This window comes from Bacillus sp. 103mf, assembly GCF_900116295.1.
In the GTDB taxonomy this organism is placed as follows: domain Bacteria; phylum Bacillota; class Bacilli; order Bacillales; family Bacillaceae_G; genus Bacillus_A; species Bacillus_A bruguierae.
In genome coordinates this window covers 65,799-86,070 of the sequence record NZ_FPAF01000005.1, presented here as the reverse complement: position 1 = coordinate 86,070, position 20,272 = coordinate 65,799, and the positions used below count along the sequence as shown (strand labels likewise).

17 protein-coding genes are annotated in these 20,272 nt (G+C 35.6%); 2 read left to right on the top strand and 15 right to left on the bottom strand.

The features are described from left to right. Nucleotides 1–203: 203 nt before the first annotated feature. Nucleotides 204–1,337 (bottom strand): BA2291 family sporulation histidine kinase, encoded by a 1,134-nt coding sequence (locus BM350_RS14200; RefSeq protein ID WP_090911602.1) that lies wholly within the window; start codon nt 1,335–1,337, stop codon nt 204–206. Nucleotides 1,338–1,514: 177 nt separating this feature from the next. On the opposite strand from BM350_RS14200, the gene BM350_RS14195 reads away from it, so the two are divergent. After that, nucleotides 1,515–1,907 carry a YueI family protein gene (locus tag BM350_RS14195; RefSeq protein ID WP_090911604.1) on the top strand — a complete coding sequence of 131 codons (393 nt, stop codon included), beginning with the start codon at nt 1,515–1,517 and terminating at the stop codon, nt 1,905–1,907. Between the two features lie 178 nt (nt 1,908–2,085). Here BM350_RS14195 and BM350_RS14190 read toward each other — a convergent pair whose 3' ends face one another. Further along, nucleotides 2,086–3,420: a hemolysin family protein gene (locus BM350_RS14190; protein WP_090912601.1), complete on the bottom strand. Its 1,335-nt coding sequence runs from the start codon at nt 3,418–3,420 to the stop codon at nt 2,086–2,088. 697 nt (nt 3,421–4,117) lie between these two features. Between BM350_RS14190 and BM350_RS14185 the strand changes: the two genes are divergently transcribed. Further along, nucleotides 4,118–4,609 carry a chromosome segregation protein gene (locus BM350_RS14185; protein ID WP_090911606.1) on the top strand — a complete coding sequence of 164 codons (492 nt, stop codon included), beginning with the start codon at nt 4,118–4,120 and terminating at the stop codon, nt 4,607–4,609. Nucleotides 4,610–4,657: 48 nt separating this feature from the next. Here BM350_RS14185 and hcp read toward each other — a convergent pair whose 3' ends face one another. The 13 genes from hcp to BM350_RS14120 form a co-directional block, all read right to left on the bottom strand. Next, the gene (gene hcp / locus BM350_RS14180; protein ID WP_090911608.1) at nt 4,658–5,944 is read right to left on the bottom strand and encodes a hydroxylamine reductase; all 1,287 of its coding nucleotides are present in this window, start codon (nt 5,942–5,944) and stop codon (nt 4,658–4,660) included. A gap of 106 nt (nt 5,945–6,050) precedes the next feature. After that, entirely contained in the window at nt 6,051–6,647 is a 597-nt protein-coding gene (locus BM350_RS14175) for a hypothetical protein (protein ID WP_090911610.1), read from the bottom strand. A gap of 541 nt (nt 6,648–7,188) precedes the next feature. Next, a complete protein-coding gene (locus BM350_RS14170; RefSeq protein WP_090911612.1) occupies nt 7,189–9,039 on the bottom strand; it encodes a hypothetical protein in 1,851 nt (616 codons plus the stop codon). Beyond that, complete coding sequence (locus BM350_RS14165) at nt 9,029–10,840, bottom strand: hypothetical protein (protein ID WP_090911614.1); 1,812 nt, start codon at nt 10,838–10,840, stop codon at nt 9,029–9,031. The genes BM350_RS14170 and BM350_RS14165 overlap by 11 nt, the downstream gene beginning before the upstream one ends. Nucleotides 10,841–10,924: 84 nt before the next feature. Then, nucleotides 10,925–11,185, bottom strand: a complete 261-nt coding sequence (locus tag BM350_RS14160) for a LemA domain protein (RefSeq protein WP_090911617.1) — start codon at nt 11,183–11,185, stop codon at nt 10,925–10,927. A gap of 148 nt (nt 11,186–11,333) precedes the next feature. Further along, complete coding sequence (arcD, locus tag BM350_RS14155; RefSeq protein ID WP_090911619.1) at nt 11,334–12,761, bottom strand: arginine-ornithine antiporter; 1,428 nt, start codon at nt 12,759–12,761, stop codon at nt 11,334–11,336. A 388-nt stretch (nt 12,762–13,149) separates the two neighbouring features. After that, nucleotides 13,150–14,661, bottom strand: coding sequence for an ABC transporter permease/substrate-binding protein (locus BM350_RS14150; RefSeq protein WP_090911621.1), 1,512 nt, complete (start codon nt 14,659–14,661; stop codon nt 13,150–13,152). 3 nt (nt 14,662–14,664) lie between these two features. Further along, a complete protein-coding gene (locus tag BM350_RS14145) occupies nt 14,665–15,618 on the bottom strand; it encodes an ABC transporter ATP-binding protein (protein WP_090911623.1) in 954 nt (317 codons plus the stop codon). A 102-nt stretch (nt 15,619–15,720) separates the two neighbouring features. Continuing rightward, nucleotides 15,721–16,275 (bottom strand): YdcF family protein, encoded by a 555-nt coding sequence (locus tag BM350_RS14140; RefSeq protein WP_090911624.1) that lies wholly within the window; start codon nt 16,273–16,275, stop codon nt 15,721–15,723. A 287-nt stretch (nt 16,276–16,562) separates the two neighbouring features. Next, nucleotides 16,563–17,792 carry an MFS transporter gene (locus BM350_RS14135; protein ID WP_090911626.1) on the bottom strand — a complete coding sequence of 410 codons (1,230 nt, stop codon included), beginning with the start codon at nt 17,790–17,792 and terminating at the stop codon, nt 16,563–16,565. 1 nt (nt 17,793) lies between these two features. Continuing rightward, nucleotides 17,794–18,330: an NADPH-dependent FMN reductase gene (locus BM350_RS14130; protein ID WP_090911629.1), complete on the bottom strand. Its 537-nt coding sequence runs from the start codon at nt 18,328–18,330 to the stop codon at nt 17,794–17,796. A 154-nt stretch (nt 18,331–18,484) separates the two neighbouring features. Continuing rightward, entirely contained in the window at nt 18,485–19,120 is a 636-nt protein-coding gene (locus tag BM350_RS14125; protein WP_090911631.1) for a response regulator, read from the bottom strand. 14 nt (nt 19,121–19,134) lie between these two features. Then, complete coding sequence (locus BM350_RS14120; protein WP_090912603.1) at nt 19,135–20,253, bottom strand: GAF domain-containing sensor histidine kinase; 1,119 nt, start codon at nt 20,251–20,253, stop codon at nt 19,135–19,137. Nucleotides 20,254–20,272 lie beyond the last annotated feature (19 nt).

Below are 20,272 nucleotides of genomic sequence, written 5' to 3'. Positions count from 1 at the left end.
GTGTGTTTTTAAATGTAACAAACTACCACACTATGGCATTTCTTAAAAAATATATAAATCCATTTTCATTTTTCGACACACATGTCGCTGCTACACACGGCCAGATGCTCTCGCCCCTCTTAAAAAGAAAGACGTTCTTATGTGGCTTTTCAGCTTGTATATATAATCGATACAATGATCTACATCTCTACTATATACATTTATTACTTTTCAAACGAAATATGAAATTCTGTCCACTCTTTTGTTGACTTACATGTAATGGATCCTTTATGTTTCTCCACAATTTGTTTACAAACAAATAAACCAATCCCAGTTCCTAACTTTTTTGTAGTTACAAATGGTTCAAATATTGTTTCTATATTTTCCTGCGGAATCATTGGTCCATTATTTCTAATAAAAATATGTATTAACTCTTCATCTTCACACACATCAATAACAATTCTCTTACTTTCTTCTATTCCTTCAAGAGCGTCGATAGAGTTCATTAAAATATTTAAAAACACTTGCCTAACTTCACTTCGATATCCCATAAATGATATTGGGTGCGACAAATTTTTCTCGATAGAAACATTTGCATTTACTAAACTCGGATATAAGAATTGGATAATATCATGAAATAAATCATTCAACCAAAATTTTTCTGCTTCATTCCATATTTCTTTTTTTGACACAAGTAAAAACTGAGAAATTCTAAAATTTAATTGATCAAGCTCATGCGAAATAATATCTAAATACGGGAGATGCGGTTGATCCGATTTTAACAACTTTACAAATCCCATAATAGATGTTAATGGATTACGAAACTCATGAACAAAACTTGCTGACATTTGCCCTAATATTGTCAATCTCTCTTTATGCGTTTCGTTAATAAATTTTTGCTTTTCCTCCAAATTTTTCGATATAATTTCTGAGTATTTCAAAACCGTATAATAAATTAAACGATCAAAACAAATATGTATCTTTGCCATGATTGGTTTCAATTCACGAGCACTCACATCTAATTCACACATTGCTTCAAATAATTCATTCCGTCCTACATTCGCATTATAGACAAAGTCACCAATATTTGCATCTGCCCCCGCGCGCTCAATGGCAATTTTCTCACATAATGGTCTAATAAGTTCAATACCTTTCTCACTCATAATAAGCTCAATCATTAATGATAACAATTTTTCTCCGTTTTCATTAATTTCTTGTCTAAAAGGATCGTTTTCTGAAATAATAATTTTGTTTTTCCAGTTCTCTACGAATAGCTGTTTATTCATTTCTAAGTACGTACAAAACATTTTACTAATATCTTTATCGATCGGAAAAACCCCCATTCCCTCCATCTCCATACGAAAAACACCCTATATATTTTGAATATTAACACAAAAAACATTTTTCGTTAAGATACTATTGTCACATTTTGTTATTTCATGTTGATAAAATTTTTCAATATAGTATGTGAAATTATTTTTTTTGCATCCTTTTCATTTTTTTCATACAATAGAAACAAGAAAGGTGTGAAAAAAATGGTAAATAAAAATGTGGAAGACTATCTTCAAGAAGGCATTCACGGACAAAAACAAAACAAGCCTGAAGAACGTAACATGTTTTTAAGCACATTGCGTGAACGTGTGGAAATTGCATTAACGATTGGACAGGTAATGCAAACGAACGTTTATTCAGAAATTAAAAAAAGTATGGGTTCTTCTCAAGGATTAACATTGTATGTGAACGGTAACATCGCATATCCACATTTATCTAAATACATTAAATTAGCAAATGAAAAACAAGTGCCGTTTACAATTGTACAAAATAAAGATGCAAATACACCAATTGGACTTGTACTCGCACATAATACAGCAGTTGAAAAAGAACATATTTATGTGGAAGATGAGATTTATATGCAAGAGATGAACTGACAAAATACGCCTGGCGCCTCTAACCGGGCGTATTTTTTACGATAAAGTAAAACTTCCATCAGTGGGGGTTTCTTCATCCCCCGCCTATCTTCTTTGCTTTTCTCTAAATCTTGAGATAAGGGATCTTACTGCCCGCGAATAGCGGGATAAACAAAAAACCTTCCCATATAGGAAAAGGTTATGAACTGACTTGTTCTTGAAGTGAGACATGTTGCTTTGCAACTTCTACAGGCTGCATTGCAAGCTGCTTCGTCACTTCAATTTGTTTAATGTAATGACCATCTAATTCAACAATACGAAACTTATAATTTTCAATATCAATACTATCACCTTGTTCAATTTCAAGATGTTCTGTTAAAATCCAGCCTCCAATTGTATCAACGTCTTCATCATCAATTGAAAGTCCTAACAATGCATTAACTTCACTAACAAGTACTTTTCCTTCTAAAATTGTTTTTGTTTCGCTAATGCGCTGAATTTCTGGCTTTTCATCTGTATCAAATTCATCTTGTATGTCGCCAACAATTTCTTCTAATATATCTTCAACTGTTACAAGTCCAGACGTTCCGCCGTACTCATCCACTAAAATTGCCATATGTGTACGTTCGCGCTGCATTTTTACAAATAGATCATGAATAGCGATGGATTCAATAATTTGAATAATCGGACGGGCATACTGTGCAACAGTTTCTTTATTTGTCCCATCATGTTTCACAAAATCTGTGAAAATATCTTTAAAGTTTACAAAACCGATAACATGATCCTTATCTCCATCAATGATAGGATATCTTGTATACTTCTCATTTGACATCATTTTCATTGCTTCCGTAACAGATTGCTCTTTTTCTAAAATTACCATTTCTGTACGCGGAACCATAATTTCTTTCGCAATTCGATCGTCAAATTCGAAAATTCTATTTACATATTTATATTCTGATTGATTAATTTCACCATTTTTATAACTCTCTGATACAAGCATACGTAACTCTTCTTCTGAATGTGCTGCTTCATGCTTCTGCATTGGTTTTAGCCCAACCATTCTCGTAACAATACGCGCGGAACCATTCAATGTCCAAATAAACGGATATGCGAGTCGGTAGAAAGAAATAAGTGGCCTTGCAATTGCTAAACTAATCCCTTCTGCCTTTTGAATTGCCAACGTTTTTGGAGCTAACTCACCTACCACAACATGAAAAAAGGTAATAAACATAAAAGCTAAAAAAACCGATAAGACAGTTGCTACCGAGGGAGGCACCTCCAATCTTGCAAAAATCGGATCAAGCATACGTTTAACCGTCGGTTCCCCTAGCCAGCCCAGGCCGAGCGCTGTCACTGTAATCCCTAGCTGACACGTTGATAAATACTCGTCTAAGTTTGTAATGACTGTTTTCGCAGCAATTGCACGTTTATTTCCTTCTGCAATTAAATAATCGATGCGCGAGCTCCTAACTTTGACAATTGCAAATTCAGACGCAACGAAGAAAGCAGTTAAGGCAATTAAAACAATCACCATACTTATACTAAATATGTCCAAATACGTTTCCTTACTCACCTTGTAAGTAAGGAAGCCACCTCCTAATTGTTTTATTCTAAAGAAAAAACTTCTCTAACAATCTTACAAGTTTCTACACTAGTAATCACCTTTTATACATTATATGCATGCATAAAAAAGATATTTACGTTTATGATAACGAAACTTATACTCTCCGTCAAATAAGAGAAACAGCTGAAATTATATACATATTAAAAAGTCGACATAAAAAACTTCTTTCTTTTTAGGCGGCGAGAGCATCTAGCCATGCATAGAGGCGGTCAGGGCCTTTTTCTGCCACATGCAGGGTTTAAAAACAAAAGGAGAAAGCAAGTAGCGGTCATGTTGTATTCTGTATAAATGCAACTTATAAAGAAAAGCGGAAGCGGCTCGCTCAGAACAAGAGGGGGATGGAGCTTCTGACATAGAGGCGCTTTTTGCCTCGGCGGAAGACGCGAAGCCACCGACTGTTCTAGCCGCTGGATCTAGACAAGATGCCGAAAAATTAAAATGGATTTATATAGACAATTTTTTTATTTTCGGGATATTTCCTTCCTAAAAAAATTATTTTTGTGAAAAAGCACTTTCTTTGCCGATTTCTCACTTCTTTTGTCAAGCATGCAGGGAACAAAAAAGCTATCACGAATCCTTCTAACAATAAGACGTAGGAGGGATTATTGTGGAATATAAAACGCCGATGATTGCCAAAACGTTAGGTATTAGTCCAAAAGCTGTCATCCGCCTTGCGCAGCAAATTGGATTAGAATTAAAAAAGAATAAATTTGGACACTATGTTTTTTACGAAAAAGATTTACAGCAAATGCTTGAATTTCAGCGCTCTACATCAAGTCACGAACATAAACTCCCTTCCAATCCTGCTGCTGAGGCAGCACCATCAAATGAAATGCAACAATTTATAAAAGAATTAAAACATATTTCCCTACGATTAGATCGTCTAGAAGAAAAATTACAAGAAAAGGCAGACGATGTTGTAAGCTATCAATTGTTACAGCACCGTAATGAAATAGAAGAAATGCATGCAAAAATTGAACAATTAGAAGCGGCACTTAAACGAAAAGAACCTATCTATATTACCCCAGAAGTCGCAGCATCAAAACAAGAAGAAAAACCAAAACGACGTAAAATGATTTTGAATATTTTTGGATTTTAATATTCTGTAATAAAAAAAGGTGGTGTTCATCGAACATCACCTTTTTTATTATGATAACATCGTTTTCATATCTTCTTCTGCTGTTGTAATGAGTTGTAAACGAAATGCGTCTTGTAACACTTGTAGTACACCTGGTGATATAAACTCCGGTGCTTTCGGACCGATACGAATATCTTGAATACCAAAACTAAATAATCCGAGTAAAATGGCTACAGCCTTTTGCTCAAACCAAGACAATACAATGCTGACTGGTAACTCATTCACTTCACATTGAAATGCTTCCGCTAAAGCGGCTGCAATTTTCACTGTTGAAATCGAATTATTACATTGTCCGAGATCAATATAACGCGGTATATTCGTTCCTGGCACAACGCCATAATCTACGTCATTAAATCGAAATTTCCCACAAGATGTCGTTAAAATAACTGTTTCTGGTGGTAAGGATGTTGCTAATTCACGATAATATTCCCCGCCTTTTCCAGGTGCATCACAACCAGCAATGACGAAGAAACGTTGAATTTTACCAACTTTCACCGCATCAATAATTTCCGGTGCAAGCGATAATACGGTTTCATGGTGAAATCCCGTTGTTAATTGTTCTTCTGACTCCATTTGTACATCTGGAAGTTCCAGCGCCGTTTCAATAAGCGATGTAAAATCATTATTTTCAATTTTGCGTACTCCCTCTAATCCTGCAACATCGTAGGAAAAGAAGCGATTTGCATATGTTCCTTTGATTGGCATCACACAATTTGTCGTTGCTAATATAGCTCCTGAAAATTTTTCGAATAAACGACGCTGATCATACCAAGCCTTTCCGATATTCCCCTTTAAATGCGCATATTTTTTCAACTGGGGATAACCATGTGCTGGCAGCATTTCAGAATGTGTATAAATATTGATACCTGTTCCTTCTGTTTGCTTTAATAACTCTTCTAGCGCAAACAAATTATGTCCTGTAACAACAATTGCTTTCCCATAAGCGCGATTTTGTGTAATTTGTACTGGTTCTGGCACTCCGAAATGATCAGTATGTGCCTTATCGAGTAATTCCATCACGCGAATCGCGGCTTTCCCAACTTTCATTGCCATATCTAAATGTTCTTGTTCATTAAAGTTTGAATTTGTTAACGTCATATATAACGCTTCATGTGTAACTGCATCTACAAATGGGTCTGTGTATCCAAGCTGCGCTGCATGAGTACGATATGCAGCAATTCCTTTTAAAGCAAAAACGATAATATCTTGTAAGCTTGCAATGGTTTCATCTTTTCCACAAACTCCGATAATTTTACATCCTCCGGTAGGCGTTTGTTCACATTGATGACAAAACATCATTCCCATCCCCTCTCTAGCAATCTTTATAGTGTAAGCGTAATACAAATCGCTATCGAAAGATGTGATGATAATCACATGGAATGATGCAATTTTGTGACAATTTTTATCTTGTTAACATAATATTTTTACTGTTCTCTTTAATCAATGCTTGTGCATGTGCATTTCCTTGAATCACATCACGAAATTCCTTCAAAGAATACATATGCGTCAATCCCTTCATAACATGAATACGAACTGGTACACCTTGTAGTTCATCATTAACAGTCAATGCTTCATCGATTGGCTCAATTGGAAATCCTAATGAACGTAAGTACATATACATACGCTTTGTTACAACCGCAATATACCACTCCGCCTTTACTTCTAACGCATGTATAAATAAAATCGTCGCAAGTTGTTTAAATTGTCCACGACCGCGAGATGTTTTTGCAATACTTAACTTTCCAATTTCGTACACGTTTTTTAACCCTTTTATATATTCACTTTCAGAAAACGGATAAAAAAACTCGGAATTTGATTGTTCAGGTGTTGTATAATGTATACATTCAACCGTTCCGATATAATGATTGTCTTCTATCAATAAAAATCTTGAAGGTGTTAAATTTCGTTCTACAAACATTAAGTTTCGTTCTTCACAAAAATCTCCCCATAATTGTTCGAACCAAAAATGTTCTTCCTTTGTTTGAACACGTTGGAACATACTACCCCGCCTTTCCCATCACCCTTTACTTTTGTTAGCGCTTTCATCACCTATCATATAAAAAGGAAACATGCTATGCAAGAAAAATTGTTTTTTCATTTATAGTTTCCATATATAAATGATGATTCCTGTATTATTTTTATATTTATACAAAAATTCCATATATACATAACAATATTCATAAAAAACATGTTACATTTTGTAAGATACCTTCCTCCCCTCAAAATTCAAAAGAAAAACTGACCATTAGGGGGATAAGATAAAGTGAAACTTTAATCAGTGGGGGTTTTGTTCATCCCCCACTGATTATTAGCCCTCCCAATCGGGCGCATGCCAGCAGTTTATCTCCCACCTAACTTCTTTAGAAAAGCGGAAGCGGCTCGCCCAGAATCGCAGGACGCCCACGCCACTGACAGAGAGGCGCTTTTTGCCTCGTTCGAGGGGGCGAAACGACCGGAGATTCTAGCCGCTAGAGCTGGACAATGCTTTCGCTAAATTTTGAAGTGGGAGTATTACTGCCCCAAAATAGCGGGATAACACATTATTTCCTTATCCCCGCCAACCACCCCTGAAAAATATTCACTAATTCTTTTTTCCCCGCTAGCCTCTCTTCACCTTTTTTTGTTTTATACGGATACAATTGTAAAAATATACCGCAACCTGCTTCAATTTTTTTGGCATGCATATTACTGCCTGGATATACACATATAACTTCATAAATTGCACGGCGGTGAAATAATCGTTTTCCATTCTGCTCTTCTACATATTTAATTGACCAATATTTGTACATCTGCTCGGTTGCTTTCGTATTTCCAACTGGCTGAAAAATGTTATACATCGGACTATATTTCACTTCAATAATAATAGATGATTGATATATATAGGCAGTTTCTCCTCGCTTATAACAATCAATACGAATATCCGGTTTTTTGGTATCTTCTCCATTATAAAAATGACTCTGTTTACTGAGCGCAATAAGCGGATGTATTTCAATTAAATCATTGAATGCCACATGCAGCTGCAACTCTTCGTTTTCTAACACAATTGTTGTTCCATCTTGTAAACCATCTAAATAAAAATACGATTGAATTTGTTCTGCAATTGACGGAGCATCGTTAAAACCAATCTCCTGTAAAATTTCCACAATAGTAAAATATGCATAATACTCATAAATTAAAAATGTCGGCTTATAAACAAATAAAAACGATGGTTCTAATTCATTGTGCTGCGGTAAAAATTCAAGTTGACGTAATAGCTGATGATATAAAGGAGGAAGTGAATGTGTTGTAAGTGTAACTTCTTCCTGAACCCCTCTCCAAAATGGTGTGTATAAAAGATGTGAAAAATACGTAAGTGTACTTTGCAAAATGGTATATAACACTTTATATTCTTGAATTTTCATCGCAATTTTGCGCAAATCAGTGTCTTTTAACAAATGAATGTTGCCATATTTTTGTTTGTCTCGCTCAGTCACAGAGCCATTTCGCTCAATCATTTGTAAAATGGTATACACTGCTTTTTTCTCTTCTCTTCGTGTTTGCTGTGCCCGCTCTAGTTTCTGAATAATTTCGCGCAAAAATAAATCAATTTCTAATAGTTTATTATAAAACAACTTCGTTTTATATTTTACATAACCATTTTCTTTACAATGCTCTTGCTCTGTAAAGCGGCGATTATACCATTTTGCATACGGTTTTTTCTCATGTATAATGGCGCTCTTTCTTGTGGGTTTTCTCTCTTTTATTTCCCATATATGTTCTTGTTCAAAAAATTTCTTTTGCTGCATTTCATAATATAACTGCTTTACTTTTTTCATTTTTTGCGGCAACATACGGAGCATACGCATATATGAATAATCTTCAATATCTGCAAACGTAACAAATGTCTTTTTATAATATCCACGATCTAAAATGATTTCACCTAGTACAGACTTTACATATTGCTGAATTAACTCTAGTTGATCATCAAAAAAATTTTTCGGAACGATTTGAAATGCCCCGTAAAACACCTCTTCTCCAACCTGCACTTCAAAGTGATATACACCGCAGCGCCATGGATATAAATAATCCGTTTTTCCATGCTCATATAGTAAAACAGTACGTTGCTTTTCATGCAGTTCATATTTCCATTCCATATGTTGCTTTTGTCCTTCATATACTTTATTCCAAATGAACGTAATCTTTATTGGGTACCTTGATTGTATATGTAGCCGAAGCGGTTTTAATTCTTGTACTTTGTACACACATGAAGAAATCGTAACTGGCGAAACACAAAGTTTATTTAATACAATATGCTCCCCCTTCTCTTCTGCTCCTACTATCACTTTCAATACAAAGGGAAGTCTCTCCCCTGTCTCTATGATTTCTGTTTCATACGTACCTTCATTTAACATATCCATACAGCTCCAACTCTCGCTGTTTTTGTTTCATATACAGCAGTGAGTGTTCAAAAGTTGATACACGATTTGCAAGTGATGATTGTAATAGTTGTACAAGAGACATCTCTTTCTTCCCCTCTTCACGAAGCAATGCCCTCATTGTCGCTTCTGTACCACGTAACTTCGTTAAAATACGTTGTTTTATTTGTAAATCAAATGCTTCTTCACGACCTATTAACAAAGATCTCCCTTCATCATATGGGATATTTTGCAAATAAGATGCAATTGCCGACGCAACGCGAAAAGAAATTCCTTTTGAAGCATCGTGAAGAAATAACAGCTGATGCACTTTATCTAATAACTCCAATTCTTCTTCTGTAAACACATCAAGCATTGCCTTGTGATGAACCCAGTTCATTCGAAATTCTAAGGCTGAAACAGATAATGAAAACGGAATATTTATCATCTTTCTCTCAACCATACTCATCTCACAGAATGGAATTTTTTGAAGGAATACAACATTTACACGGTCTAATAAACGGTCAGATAGCTCCTTTGTTGTTTCATCAAAATTAACTGTACCAATAAAAATGACATTATCACCAATTTCTATTTGCGGTGGTACATCCTGTTCTTTTTCATTACTAGCCGCATATAAAGTTAAAATACGGTTTTTTCGATCTAGCTGCAAGAGTGATAGAAAAGGAGTAAACCAATGCTCAATATATGACAAGTTCATTTCATCAAATACAATCATATATAATTGATTTGGATTTTCAGCAGCATCTAACAATGTTCGAACAAGTTTTGTCTCACTTTCCATATACGTTCCATTTGAATGAAGATAACCTAATACATCATGAGGCTCTTGATAAGATGGTGACACAGGAATCCAAATGAAATCTTTCCCAAACGTTAATCCGAGCGCTTCTGCATAGGCTTGCACAAACTGTGATTTTCCGATTCCAGGCATACCACCTACTATTGTCAATAAATTTGTCTTTACACAAATATGAAAATTGTAAATATCACTTTCATCAATATATAATTCTTTTTCTGCGATAATTTGCTTTACGCATTGTATAAAAGAATACTCACGTTCATTCCATTCATTTCCCTTTTCTTGTTTACGTGTATCGCTGATTTCAATTTGTTTTCCATTCTCTTTTATTTGTTTTTCTAATTGCTCATATACTTCTGTTCGCACAAAAAACAAACTATTCTCTACATTCATATCGGCATACTGCATCCAATCATCCACATCGAGGTAACGAACATCCCGCCTCTGTTCTCGATATGTAATGGCACTAATAGAAGGTTTTAAAGATACATTTCCATATATCCGCCCTTCATACCATAACAACCCTGGCGTACCAAAATCATGTGGAAATTTGGGCACTAGAAATGAAACATATCCTTTCTCGAGTTTTCTTTCAAACACTTCTCTCGCTTTTGTGACTGATAGTTTAGGCGAAGGAATCATTTTATAGGAGTTTGCAATTTCTCGTTCTTCAGCATCTATTAATTCTACATATAAAGTGTTCTCCATATAAGAAAGTCGGAATAACAACAATTGTTTTTCTCGTTTTCCTTCTTTTATACTTGCGAAAAATTTTTCATTTTGTTTATTTTTATATAAACCCTCAAATATATAAGAATCTTCTCCAAAAGCCGCTTCAATTATGTTTGGAATTGGCGAAAGACAAACGACAAAAAATGATCCTTTCTTCTTTGGCTCTTCTGCAAATTTCCCAACAAAACGCATATGCTGTAATCTCTTTACAAAACTTGGGTGAAGAGCTTTCTCGAGTTTCATCTCGCTCACCTTCTTTTTTTCAATGCTTTTATCATTGTATGAATAATAAAAGCAAACTAGAAACAAAAAACCTGACACTTATTGTCAGGTTAAATGAAAGTCTTCTTTTTCGTGAGAAATTGCATTGTGAGCAATCTTCATTTTCGCTAATACATAACGTAATGTATCTTCTGCATTCTTATCTTCGTGTACATGCATATTAGCTAAAACCTCTACAGAACACGCTAAATTTTCTACCGCTCCGCGCAGTTCGGGATTTCGATTAAAGAACGCTTCTTGCACTAATAATTTCCGAACATCTTGTGCTAACTCTACAATCCGCATCAATTTTTCCTTTTCTTCCATAACAATCCCCTCCTACACATTCTTAAAACTATATATTCTGTTAATCCCTAAAAATTCCTGCTAACCACGCAAGAAATCTTGTTCACCCATAAAAAAAAGGATCTATGCCGACACTGTAGCATAAATCCTTTTTTGTATATTGATATCTTTACATTCCAATCTTTCCAGTAACCAGCATATAAATAGAAGTACCTGCTGCAAGTAAAATGATAATCATCACATATTGTTCAGCGCGAGTAAAACAGCGATTTCCTTGCTCTTTTCTTGCAGCGACATACACAATAAGTCCGATGCCATAAACTAAAGAAACAAGTAATAAATTTTTCAATCCGGCTGCATATACGAGCCAAACTCCATATACAGATGCCATAGAAGCAAGTATCCCATCTTTCCACCTGTTTCCTTCATATGCTTTTGTAATCACTAATTTCAACTGATATAGTGCTGAAAATACATATGGGAGTAAAATTGATGTTGATGCAATAAAATACATGATCTGATATGTGGATGCTGAAAATAACACAATAATAAATAATGTTTGGGCAACACAGTTTGAAATCCATAATGCCATATGTGGTGTATGATTTTTATTCGTTTTCGTAAAGACCTTCGGAAATACGCCGTCTTTTCCAGCAACGTGAGAAATTTCCGAAACAAGTAAAAACCAACCAATTAATGTACCAATAAGCGAGGCGATTAATCCTAAGTTAATAACAAATGCGCCCCATGAACCAACGACATGCTCTAATACATGTCCCATTGACGGTGTTTCAAGTGCCGCTAATTCCTCTCGTGACATTACCCCTAGTGATAAAACAGAAATTAAAATATAAATGCCCATTACTAACAGTAAACCGAATACAGTTGCTTTTCCGACATCACGGCTATGTTTTGCTCGGCCCGATAAAACGACTGCCCCTTCTACGCCAATAAATACCCAAAGCGTAATAAGCATCGTATTTTTAACTTGTCCAAGTACAGAAGATAATGAAACCGGAGCTTTTCCCCAAAAGTCATGCGTAAATGTATCCCATCGAAACGCAGTAACCATAATCACAATAAATAATACAATTGGGACAAGCTTACCAATTGTCGCAATAAAATTCATAATCGAAGCTTCACGAATTCCAAGTAATATAAGAAAATGAAGTGTCCACAATAAAAGTGATGCACCGACAATAGATGGAACATTATTACCACCTTTAAAAATCGGGAAAAAATATGCTAATGAGTTAAATAACAACATAATTGTTGCAACATTACCTAATATTCCAGCAATCCAATATCCCCATGCGCTGTTAAATCCAATATATTCTCCAAAACCAGCGCGTGCATAACTATAAATGCCACCCTCAAGCTCTGGCTTTCGATGTGCTAATGATTGATATACAAGAGCAAGCGGAATCATTCCTAAAGCTGTAATGCACCAACCAATTAAGGTAGCACCGCTGTTTGCTCCTGCTGCTAAATCGTGCGGTAAACTAAACACCCCGCCTCCAACCATTGTTCCTACTACAAGTGCGATTAATGGAAAAAATCCTAATTTCTTTTCTATTGGTATCACCCCGTCTGCAATTTCTTGATGTGTTCATTCCGTTCCACCAGGCATTCATATTATGAGTTATTTATATAAAAAATACGTACCCTGAAAATGACGAACTGTATCACTTTATATTCTTTCAGAAAAACATTACCTATTCTAAAAGAAAATGAGCAAAAATGGAATACTTTTTCGAAAAAAAGTATAAGTATGCATAAAAAAGTCGTTTATTTTTATATAAACGACTTTTTTTATGTTACATCTGTAAATTTTATCCTGCTATTTGTGAGCAGTAAAATCCCGCCCTCAAGATTGTGAGGAGTCCGAAGAAGATAGATGATGGATAACTGCCGCTATGCGCCCAATTGGACGAGGTTTCCATCAGAGGGTGATAAAACCCTCTCTGATGGAAGTTTCACTTCATCTATTTTAATAGTCCTTCTTTTTGTAAAAATTCTTTTGCTACATTCTCTGCTGCTTTACCTTCTACGTTCACTTCATAATTCATGTTACGCATTTCTTCGTCAGTAATTTTCCCCGCAAGTTTATTTAATGATTTTTCAATTTCTGGATATTCCTTTAACGTTTCTTCACGTACTAATGGCGCTCCTTGATATGGTGGAAACAGCCCTTTATCATCTTCTAATACTTGTAGACCGTATTGCTGTAATTCACTGTCTGTTGAATAAGCATCAATGACATTCACATCACCAGATTGAATTGCACTATAACGCAGCTTCGGTTCCATTGTTTTTAAATGAGGAAACTGTATATTATATAGTGTTTGTATTCCTTTATATCCATCTTCACGATCTGCAAACTCAAGTGTAAAGCCAGCTTTCATTTCAGAAGAAACATTTTTCAAATCAGAAATTGTCTTGATGTTATACTGCTTCGCTATTTGTTTTGGTACTGCTAATGCGTACGTGTTGTTATACTGCATTGGCTTTAACAGCTTCATATTAAATTTCTGCTCCATCCCATTTCGTGCCTGCTCATATACTTCTTGACGATCTGTACTTTTTGGTGCTTCTTTTACGAAAGTTGATAAGGCCGTTCCTGAAAATTCCGGATAAATATCGATTTCTTTAGATTTTAGCGCTTCAAATATAAAAGATGTTTTTCCGAATCCTGGTTTTACCTCTACTTTTAAATCAGTATCCTGTTCGATTAATTGTTTATACATCTGAATTAAAATTTCCGGTTCTGAACCAAGCTTACCAGCAATTACGATATCTTTCTTCTGCACACTCCAAAGAAAAGGTGCGATGATGATTCCAAATGCAGCAACTGCTGCAACTATTGTTCGTCTCGGTGAACGTCTTACATGCAAGGTCATGCGTAGCACACCATCAAAGAATAGTGCTAATAATGCAGCTGGAATAGCCCCTAATATAATAAGAGCATGGTCATTTCGATCAATTCCAAGCAGAATAAGCTTTCCTAACCCTCCTGCTCCAATTAAAGCAGCTAATGTCGCCGTACCAACAATTAATACCATTGCCGTCCGAATTCCTGCCATAATAATAGGCCAAGCAAGTGGTATTTCTACCTTCCATAAACGTCTCCAATTGTTCATTCCCATCGCTTTTGCTGCCTCAATAAGCGATGGATCTAGTTCACGTATCCCCGTATATGTATTTCTTAAAATAGGAAGCAGTGCATAAATCACAAGGGCGATTATAGCTGGAACCTTTCCGATACCAACTAACGGAATTAATAACCCAAGAAGTGCTAAAGAAGGAATCGTTTGCATTACAGCAGAAGTACCAATTACCCATTCAGCAATACGCTCTTTTCTTGTTAACAAAATTCCAAGCGGCACTGCGATAAGAATTGCGAAAAATAAAGCAATCAACGAAATTTGCAAATGTTCCAAAAGGGCACTTAACAGTTCTTGTTTACGCTCTTGTATCGTTTGTAAAAAGGATGTCACTGTCTATCCCCTCACTTTCATTTGCTCTACTATATATTGAACGATATGTTGACTTGTTAATGTACCAATGTATGTACCGTTTTGTTCGATTGGTATTTCTTTTTCGCGTTCTAAACGAAGTAAAGCGTCCTGCAAGGAAGCTTCAGTCGAAAGTGGATTACCATCACCTTGTTTTCCTTCTTGTACTAATATTGATACTATATCTTCTACTTTTCTATGATCATACCAAGATAATCGTGGTCTCCCAATAAATTCTTCTACAAATGTATTTGCGGGGTTTTGTAAAATTACTTCTGGCGTATCAAGTTGGACAACTTTTCCATCTTTCATTATACAAATACGATCACCAAGTGCTAATGCTTCTTGCATATCATGAGTTACGAAAACAATTGTTTTTTGAATCTTTTTTTGTAAGTCTACTAAATCACGCTGCAGCTGCTCACGGCTTAAAGGGTCAAGCGCACTAAACGGTTCATCCATTAAAACAATTTTCGGATTGGCCGCAAGCGCTCGCACAACACCAACGCGCTGCTTTTGACCGCCAGATAATTCATCTGGCATACGTCCCCTATATGTATCAGGATCTAAACCAACCATTTCTAATAATTCATCAACACGCTTTTGAATTTTCGCTTTACTCCATTTGCGCATTTCTGGTACAACCGCAATGTTTTCTGCAATTGTCATATGCGGAAATAGCGCAATTTGTTGCAATACATATCCAATATCCCATCGTAATTCATGAATGTTATAATCCCGAATATTCTTCCCATCAATAAAAATTGAACCTTCTGTTGTTTCAATTAATCGATTGATCATTTTCATTGTCGTTGTTTTTCCACATCCACTCGGACCAATCAAAACAAAAAATTCTCCTTTACGAATCTCTAGCTCTAGAGAATCTACCACCTTTGTTTTATCATCAAACGTTTTTGAAACGTGTTCAAATCGAATCACATACACAACTCCTTTTTCATTCTTTCCTCTATTCTCATGGAAATTTGAGCTATTTTCAAATGATTTGTCTTTTCAAAATAAAAAAGAGCCCTATTTTGAGCCCTAATAATCTTTTAAAATTGTCTTTATGATCGCCGCATACTCACGTATATATGCCTTTTTCCGCGAACGCTTTGGCGTCGGTGCAGCAAGTGCTTCCATCTTCATTCCTAAGCGGTCTGCAATAATTTTTGCTCGGTATAAATGATAGGTGTTACTTACTACAACCGCATGTTTTATATCATATAAATCCTTAGAAAACTTTATATTTTCATATGTACTTGTAGAACGATCTTCAAGTAAAATTCTTTCTTTTCCAATACCGTTTTCCATTAAATAGCGGCTCATACTAAGAGCCTCTGAAATATCTTCATCTTCTCCTTGTCCGCCAGATACAACTACTTTTACTTTTGGATGCGAATGTAAATAGCCTAGCGCTACATCTAATCGATTTTGTAGTGATAATGACGGTTTATCACCAAATAGTTTTGCACCTAAAATTAAAACATACGGTGCTGTATGACTTACTTTCTCATTAGCAGTTTTCTTCATACAGTATGTTATATAAACAACATATACTGGCGGTAATAACAACAGTAATAATAACCATTTATTCATATAGCAGTTCTCTCCCTTTTTTATATTATATAAAAGAAAGAGATCATACAGAAGTATTTTACCTACATCTAGTAAATTTCAAAAAAATAGCGAGGAGACAATCCTCGCTACTTTCCCTATCCTTGACGCTGTCCTGCATTTTGAGCATTGCGTGCTTTCTTTGAAGACGTATGATCTTGCGTTTGATTTCCTTTATGCTTCGCAGAACCTAGTGCTTTTGTTTTTCCCATATCATTTCACACCTTTTTTTAAATGTTACATCTATAGGATGTGTATTAGATTTGCTACTATACAACCGTTTTATTGGTAATGTGAATTCGCTCTTGCCGCTGCATTTTCACATATGAAACCCCAATACATGTTGCACCAATTAATAATAGGCTCAGTGCATAAAACGGAACCATAACGCCGATTTGAGACACAAACGTTGTAAAGGCAATAAGAAGAATAACTCGTACACCTGTACCAACAAATCGAAATAGACTATCAACACGCCCAATTATTTCATTTGGAACCTCTTCCATCATAAGCACACTTCGTGCAACACGTGTTCCGGCATTTCCCATCGCCATAAAAATAGCAAGGCCGTATATCAAGTAAACAGATGGTTGTATAACCATTACGGTAATTGAAATTGTATATATAAGCATCGTGAATACAATAGATATTTCCGTTTTTACATATTTCATAAGAATTGGAATACCAATTCCCGCAAACATTGCACCGATACCGTACATCATTCCTTGCGTACCATATACCGATCCATTTGCCTTTAATACGTCTGAAATGTACACCGGCATTAAGTAGTTCGTCATCATTACACCGATAAACGGCATATACGATGCAAATAAAAACCAAAATAATTGCTTTCTTTTCTTCATAAAATGAACGCCTTCAAAAATTTGTTTTGCAAATGGTTGCTTTCCTAGTTTTGTTCTCTCTTTTGTATATGGAATAAACGATAGCAGTAAAAATGCACCGACATACGCTAACATATTAATAAATAAAATCCATTTGACAGCAACAATTGTAATCATAAAGCTAGCAACTGCACCAGCAATAACTTGTGTCAATTGTCCCTGTATTTCCATCGTACCACTAAGTGATTTATAATGCTCTGGTGCAAACACTTCTTGGTTAAATGCGAAAATATTCGGATAGAATAATAGATAATAAAACGAACCTGCTATATACAGCACAATGTAATGGATTGTTTCATAGGAGTGACCTGTAAATCCCCAACATACCATAACAAAGACTGCGATTGCTCCAATGGCTTCATTCACTAAAAGTAACGTTTTACGAGAAAAGCGATCAATACAATGTCCGATAAACGGTGTACACAAAAACATAACAAGTGTAGACATAATCGAAATATAACCAAACATTGTATTGCCACCAGGCGCCGTTACAAGCAGCCACGAAATTGTAATCATCGTAATCCCAGAGCCAATCGCTGATAGGCTATTGGCTCCAAGAATATAGTACAACCGAGAATCACGGTAAAGAGATGACAAATTAATCAGCTCCTAACTGTTTTTTCAGTTCTGGAAAAATGCTCATGTACCCTCTCAATTCTTTTAGCAAATCCGCAATTAGCGGTTTCGCATCTTCCCCTAATTCTCCGTTCTGTACATGAAGACTATCAATAACAACTTGTTTCGGAATCACATTTGCATATACACCTCTTGCCACAATGCGCATACTATTTAAGGCATTTATACCACCTTTCCCTCCACCTGCAACTGCAAGAAGCCCAACAGGTTTATGCATAAACTCGCTGCTTCCAAGAAAATCAAATGCATTTTTTAGTGCACCGCTCATCGCATTATGATATTCCGGCGTGCATAGGACAACACCATCTGCTTCTTTAACAAGTTTCTTTAATTTTACTACTGCTTGTAATTCATATTGAGAATTTTCTCCGTTATATAATGGAAGTGCTTCAACAGCTAAATCATATAATTCTCCTTTATAAGTTTGTGCAATGTGCTGTGCAATGACGCGAGTTTTACCAAATTTACGTGGTGTACCGTTAATGACAACTAGTTTCATGATTATTTCTCTCCCTTGTTTGAATTTCTATATTTATCTTATCAGAAAATTCCCTCTTATAAACCGTAAGAAAGGCGGAAACCACTTGAGAAAATAGTATGAAAAAACAAAACAGAAACTCATACTTTCGTATGAGTTTCTGTCATTACTCTTCCTATACAACACCATGTTTTACCGCATACAAGGCTGCTTGGGTCCGATCATCTACATGTAATTTAGCTAAGACATTTGAAACATGCGTTTTCACAGTTTGTTCTGTAATATGTAGTTCTGACGCAATTTCTTTATTACTTCTTCCTTTGGCTATTTCTCGCAGCACTTCTTTTTCTCGTTTCGTTAACATAGACAAGTGATCTTGCTTACTCTCAATTGCCGCAGGGCGACCTAATAAGGCAGGCGTTACTTTTGGATGAAAATTAGCATTCCCTTGATGAACTGCAATAATAGAAGCTACAAGTTGATCGGGCTGCACTTCTTTTAATTGATACCCATCTGCACCTGCTTCCATTGCTGGAAGAACATAATCTTGTTCTGAGAAACTGCTTAACATCAGTATTTTAATAGATGAGTCATATTGTTTTATACGCTTCGTTGCTTCAATTCCGTCCATTTTCGGCATCGACACATCCATTAATACAACATCAGGTCGTTCTGTTTGAATAAATTGTAATGCCTCTTCTCCATCTCCCACTTCACCAATAATGTCAAATTCTTCTTTTGTTTTTAAAAAGAAAACAAGTCCTCTTCGGACAATATGATGATCTTCTACAAGCAATAATTTAATTTTCAATACATGTCTCCCCTTTAGACCGGTAACTGAATCTCAACCTTCGTTCCTTCACCTAGTTTCGTTTGAATATGAAATTTTCCTTTCAACAACTCAATACGTTCCTTCATAGTTTTTAAACCAAGCGCAGAATCTCTTACTTTCTCTTTCATAAATCCGATTCCATCATCTTCGATTTGAAACTTCAACACATTGTTCTCTATTTTCAAATAGACAAATACTTTTTCACAAGAAGCATGTTTTTTACAATTATGAAGCGCTTCTTGACTAACACGCCATAACATTTCTTCTATTTCATCGTCTATCGAAATAACCCCATCAATTCGCATAATTACATGAATACCAAGGAGCTTCCCATAGTTTTGAATTGCTTCAGCAAGACCTTTTTCTAAACCTTCAGGCCGTAACTGCCAAATTAATAATGTCATCTCTTGCAGCGCCTCTTGTGATAACTCTCCTATATAAGTTAACATTTCCTTTAATTCTTTATTTTTCGTCATATCCATTGTTCCTCTAGCCGTTAACATAATGGAAAAGAGAAGTTGCTTAACAGAATCATGCAAATCACGCGCTAGGCGATTTCTTTCTGCAACGATTACATATTTCCGCTCTTTCTCAACTAGCCTAATCCGTTGAATCGTTGTCCCTATTTGAAAAGCAATCGCTTCTAATAAAGCTAATTCTTCTTCTGTAAAGTACGTTTTATGAGGAGAAGCAACATTTAATAATCCAAACTTCTCCTCTCCTGCCTGAAGTGGAATCGTCGCATGATGCGTAATACTCTCTGTTTCTCCCCATTCATATTCAATCGCATCCTCTATACGCTTACATTCAATAATATTTGTTGCTTTTTGCAAACGCCCCGCAACAAATCGATCAATACACCAACAATCACCTTCGCACATTGGTTTCTTTTCTTCCCATGTAAGTGCTGGTGGTAAATTTGTATCAACGAGCATTCGATGCGTTCCTTTTTCATCAATAAAAAAAATCCATCCTGTTTGTAAATCCATCACTTGCAAGAGCGTATGCAGGACTTTTTCTAACATTTGCTGCAAATCAGTCGCTTCATTTAATAACTCCGCAATTTCTTTTAACGCTTGCAATCGATGCATTTGTCTTTCATTTTCATTCATGTTCATCACCATTTCTCAT

Excerpts from the sequence above, each read along its gene's own strand:
- BM350_RS14200 (WP_090911602.1), bottom strand. The coding sequence starts at position 1,337 with ATGGAGATGGAGGGAATGGGGGTTTTTCCGATCGATAAAGATATTAGT.
- BM350_RS14195 (WP_090911604.1), top strand. The coding sequence starts at position 1,515 with ATGGTAAATAAAAATGTGGAAGACTATCTTCAAGAAGGCATTCACGGA.
- BM350_RS14190 (WP_090912601.1), bottom strand. The coding sequence starts at position 3,420 with ATGGTGATTGTTTTAATTGCCTTAACTGCTTTCTTCGTTGCGTCTGAA.
- hcp (WP_090911608.1), bottom strand. The coding sequence starts at position 5,944 with ATGTTTTGTCATCAATGTGAACAAACGCCTACCGGAGGATGTAAAATT.
- BM350_RS14175 (WP_090911610.1), bottom strand. The coding sequence starts at position 6,647 with ATGTTCCAACGTGTTCAAACAAAGGAAGAACATTTTTGGTTCGAACAA.
- BM350_RS14170 (WP_090911612.1), bottom strand. The coding sequence starts at position 9,039 with ATGTTAAATGAAGGTACGTATGAAACAGAAATCATAGAGACAGGGGAG.
- BM350_RS14165 (WP_090911614.1), bottom strand. The coding sequence starts at position 10,840 with ATGAAACTCGAGAAAGCTCTTCACCCAAGTTTTGTAAAGAGATTACAG.
- BM350_RS14160 (WP_090911617.1), bottom strand. The coding sequence starts at position 11,185 with ATGGAAGAAAAGGAAAAATTGATGCGGATTGTAGAGTTAGCACAAGAT.
- BM350_RS14140 (WP_090911624.1), bottom strand. The coding sequence starts at position 16,275 with ATGAATAAATGGTTATTATTACTGTTGTTATTACCGCCAGTATATGTT.
- BM350_RS14130 (WP_090911629.1), bottom strand. The coding sequence starts at position 18,330 with ATGAAACTAGTTGTCATTAACGGTACACCACGTAAATTTGGTAAAACT.
- BM350_RS14120 (WP_090912603.1), bottom strand. The coding sequence starts at position 20,253 with ATGAATGAAAATGAAAGACAAATGCATCGATTGCAAGCGTTAAAAGAA.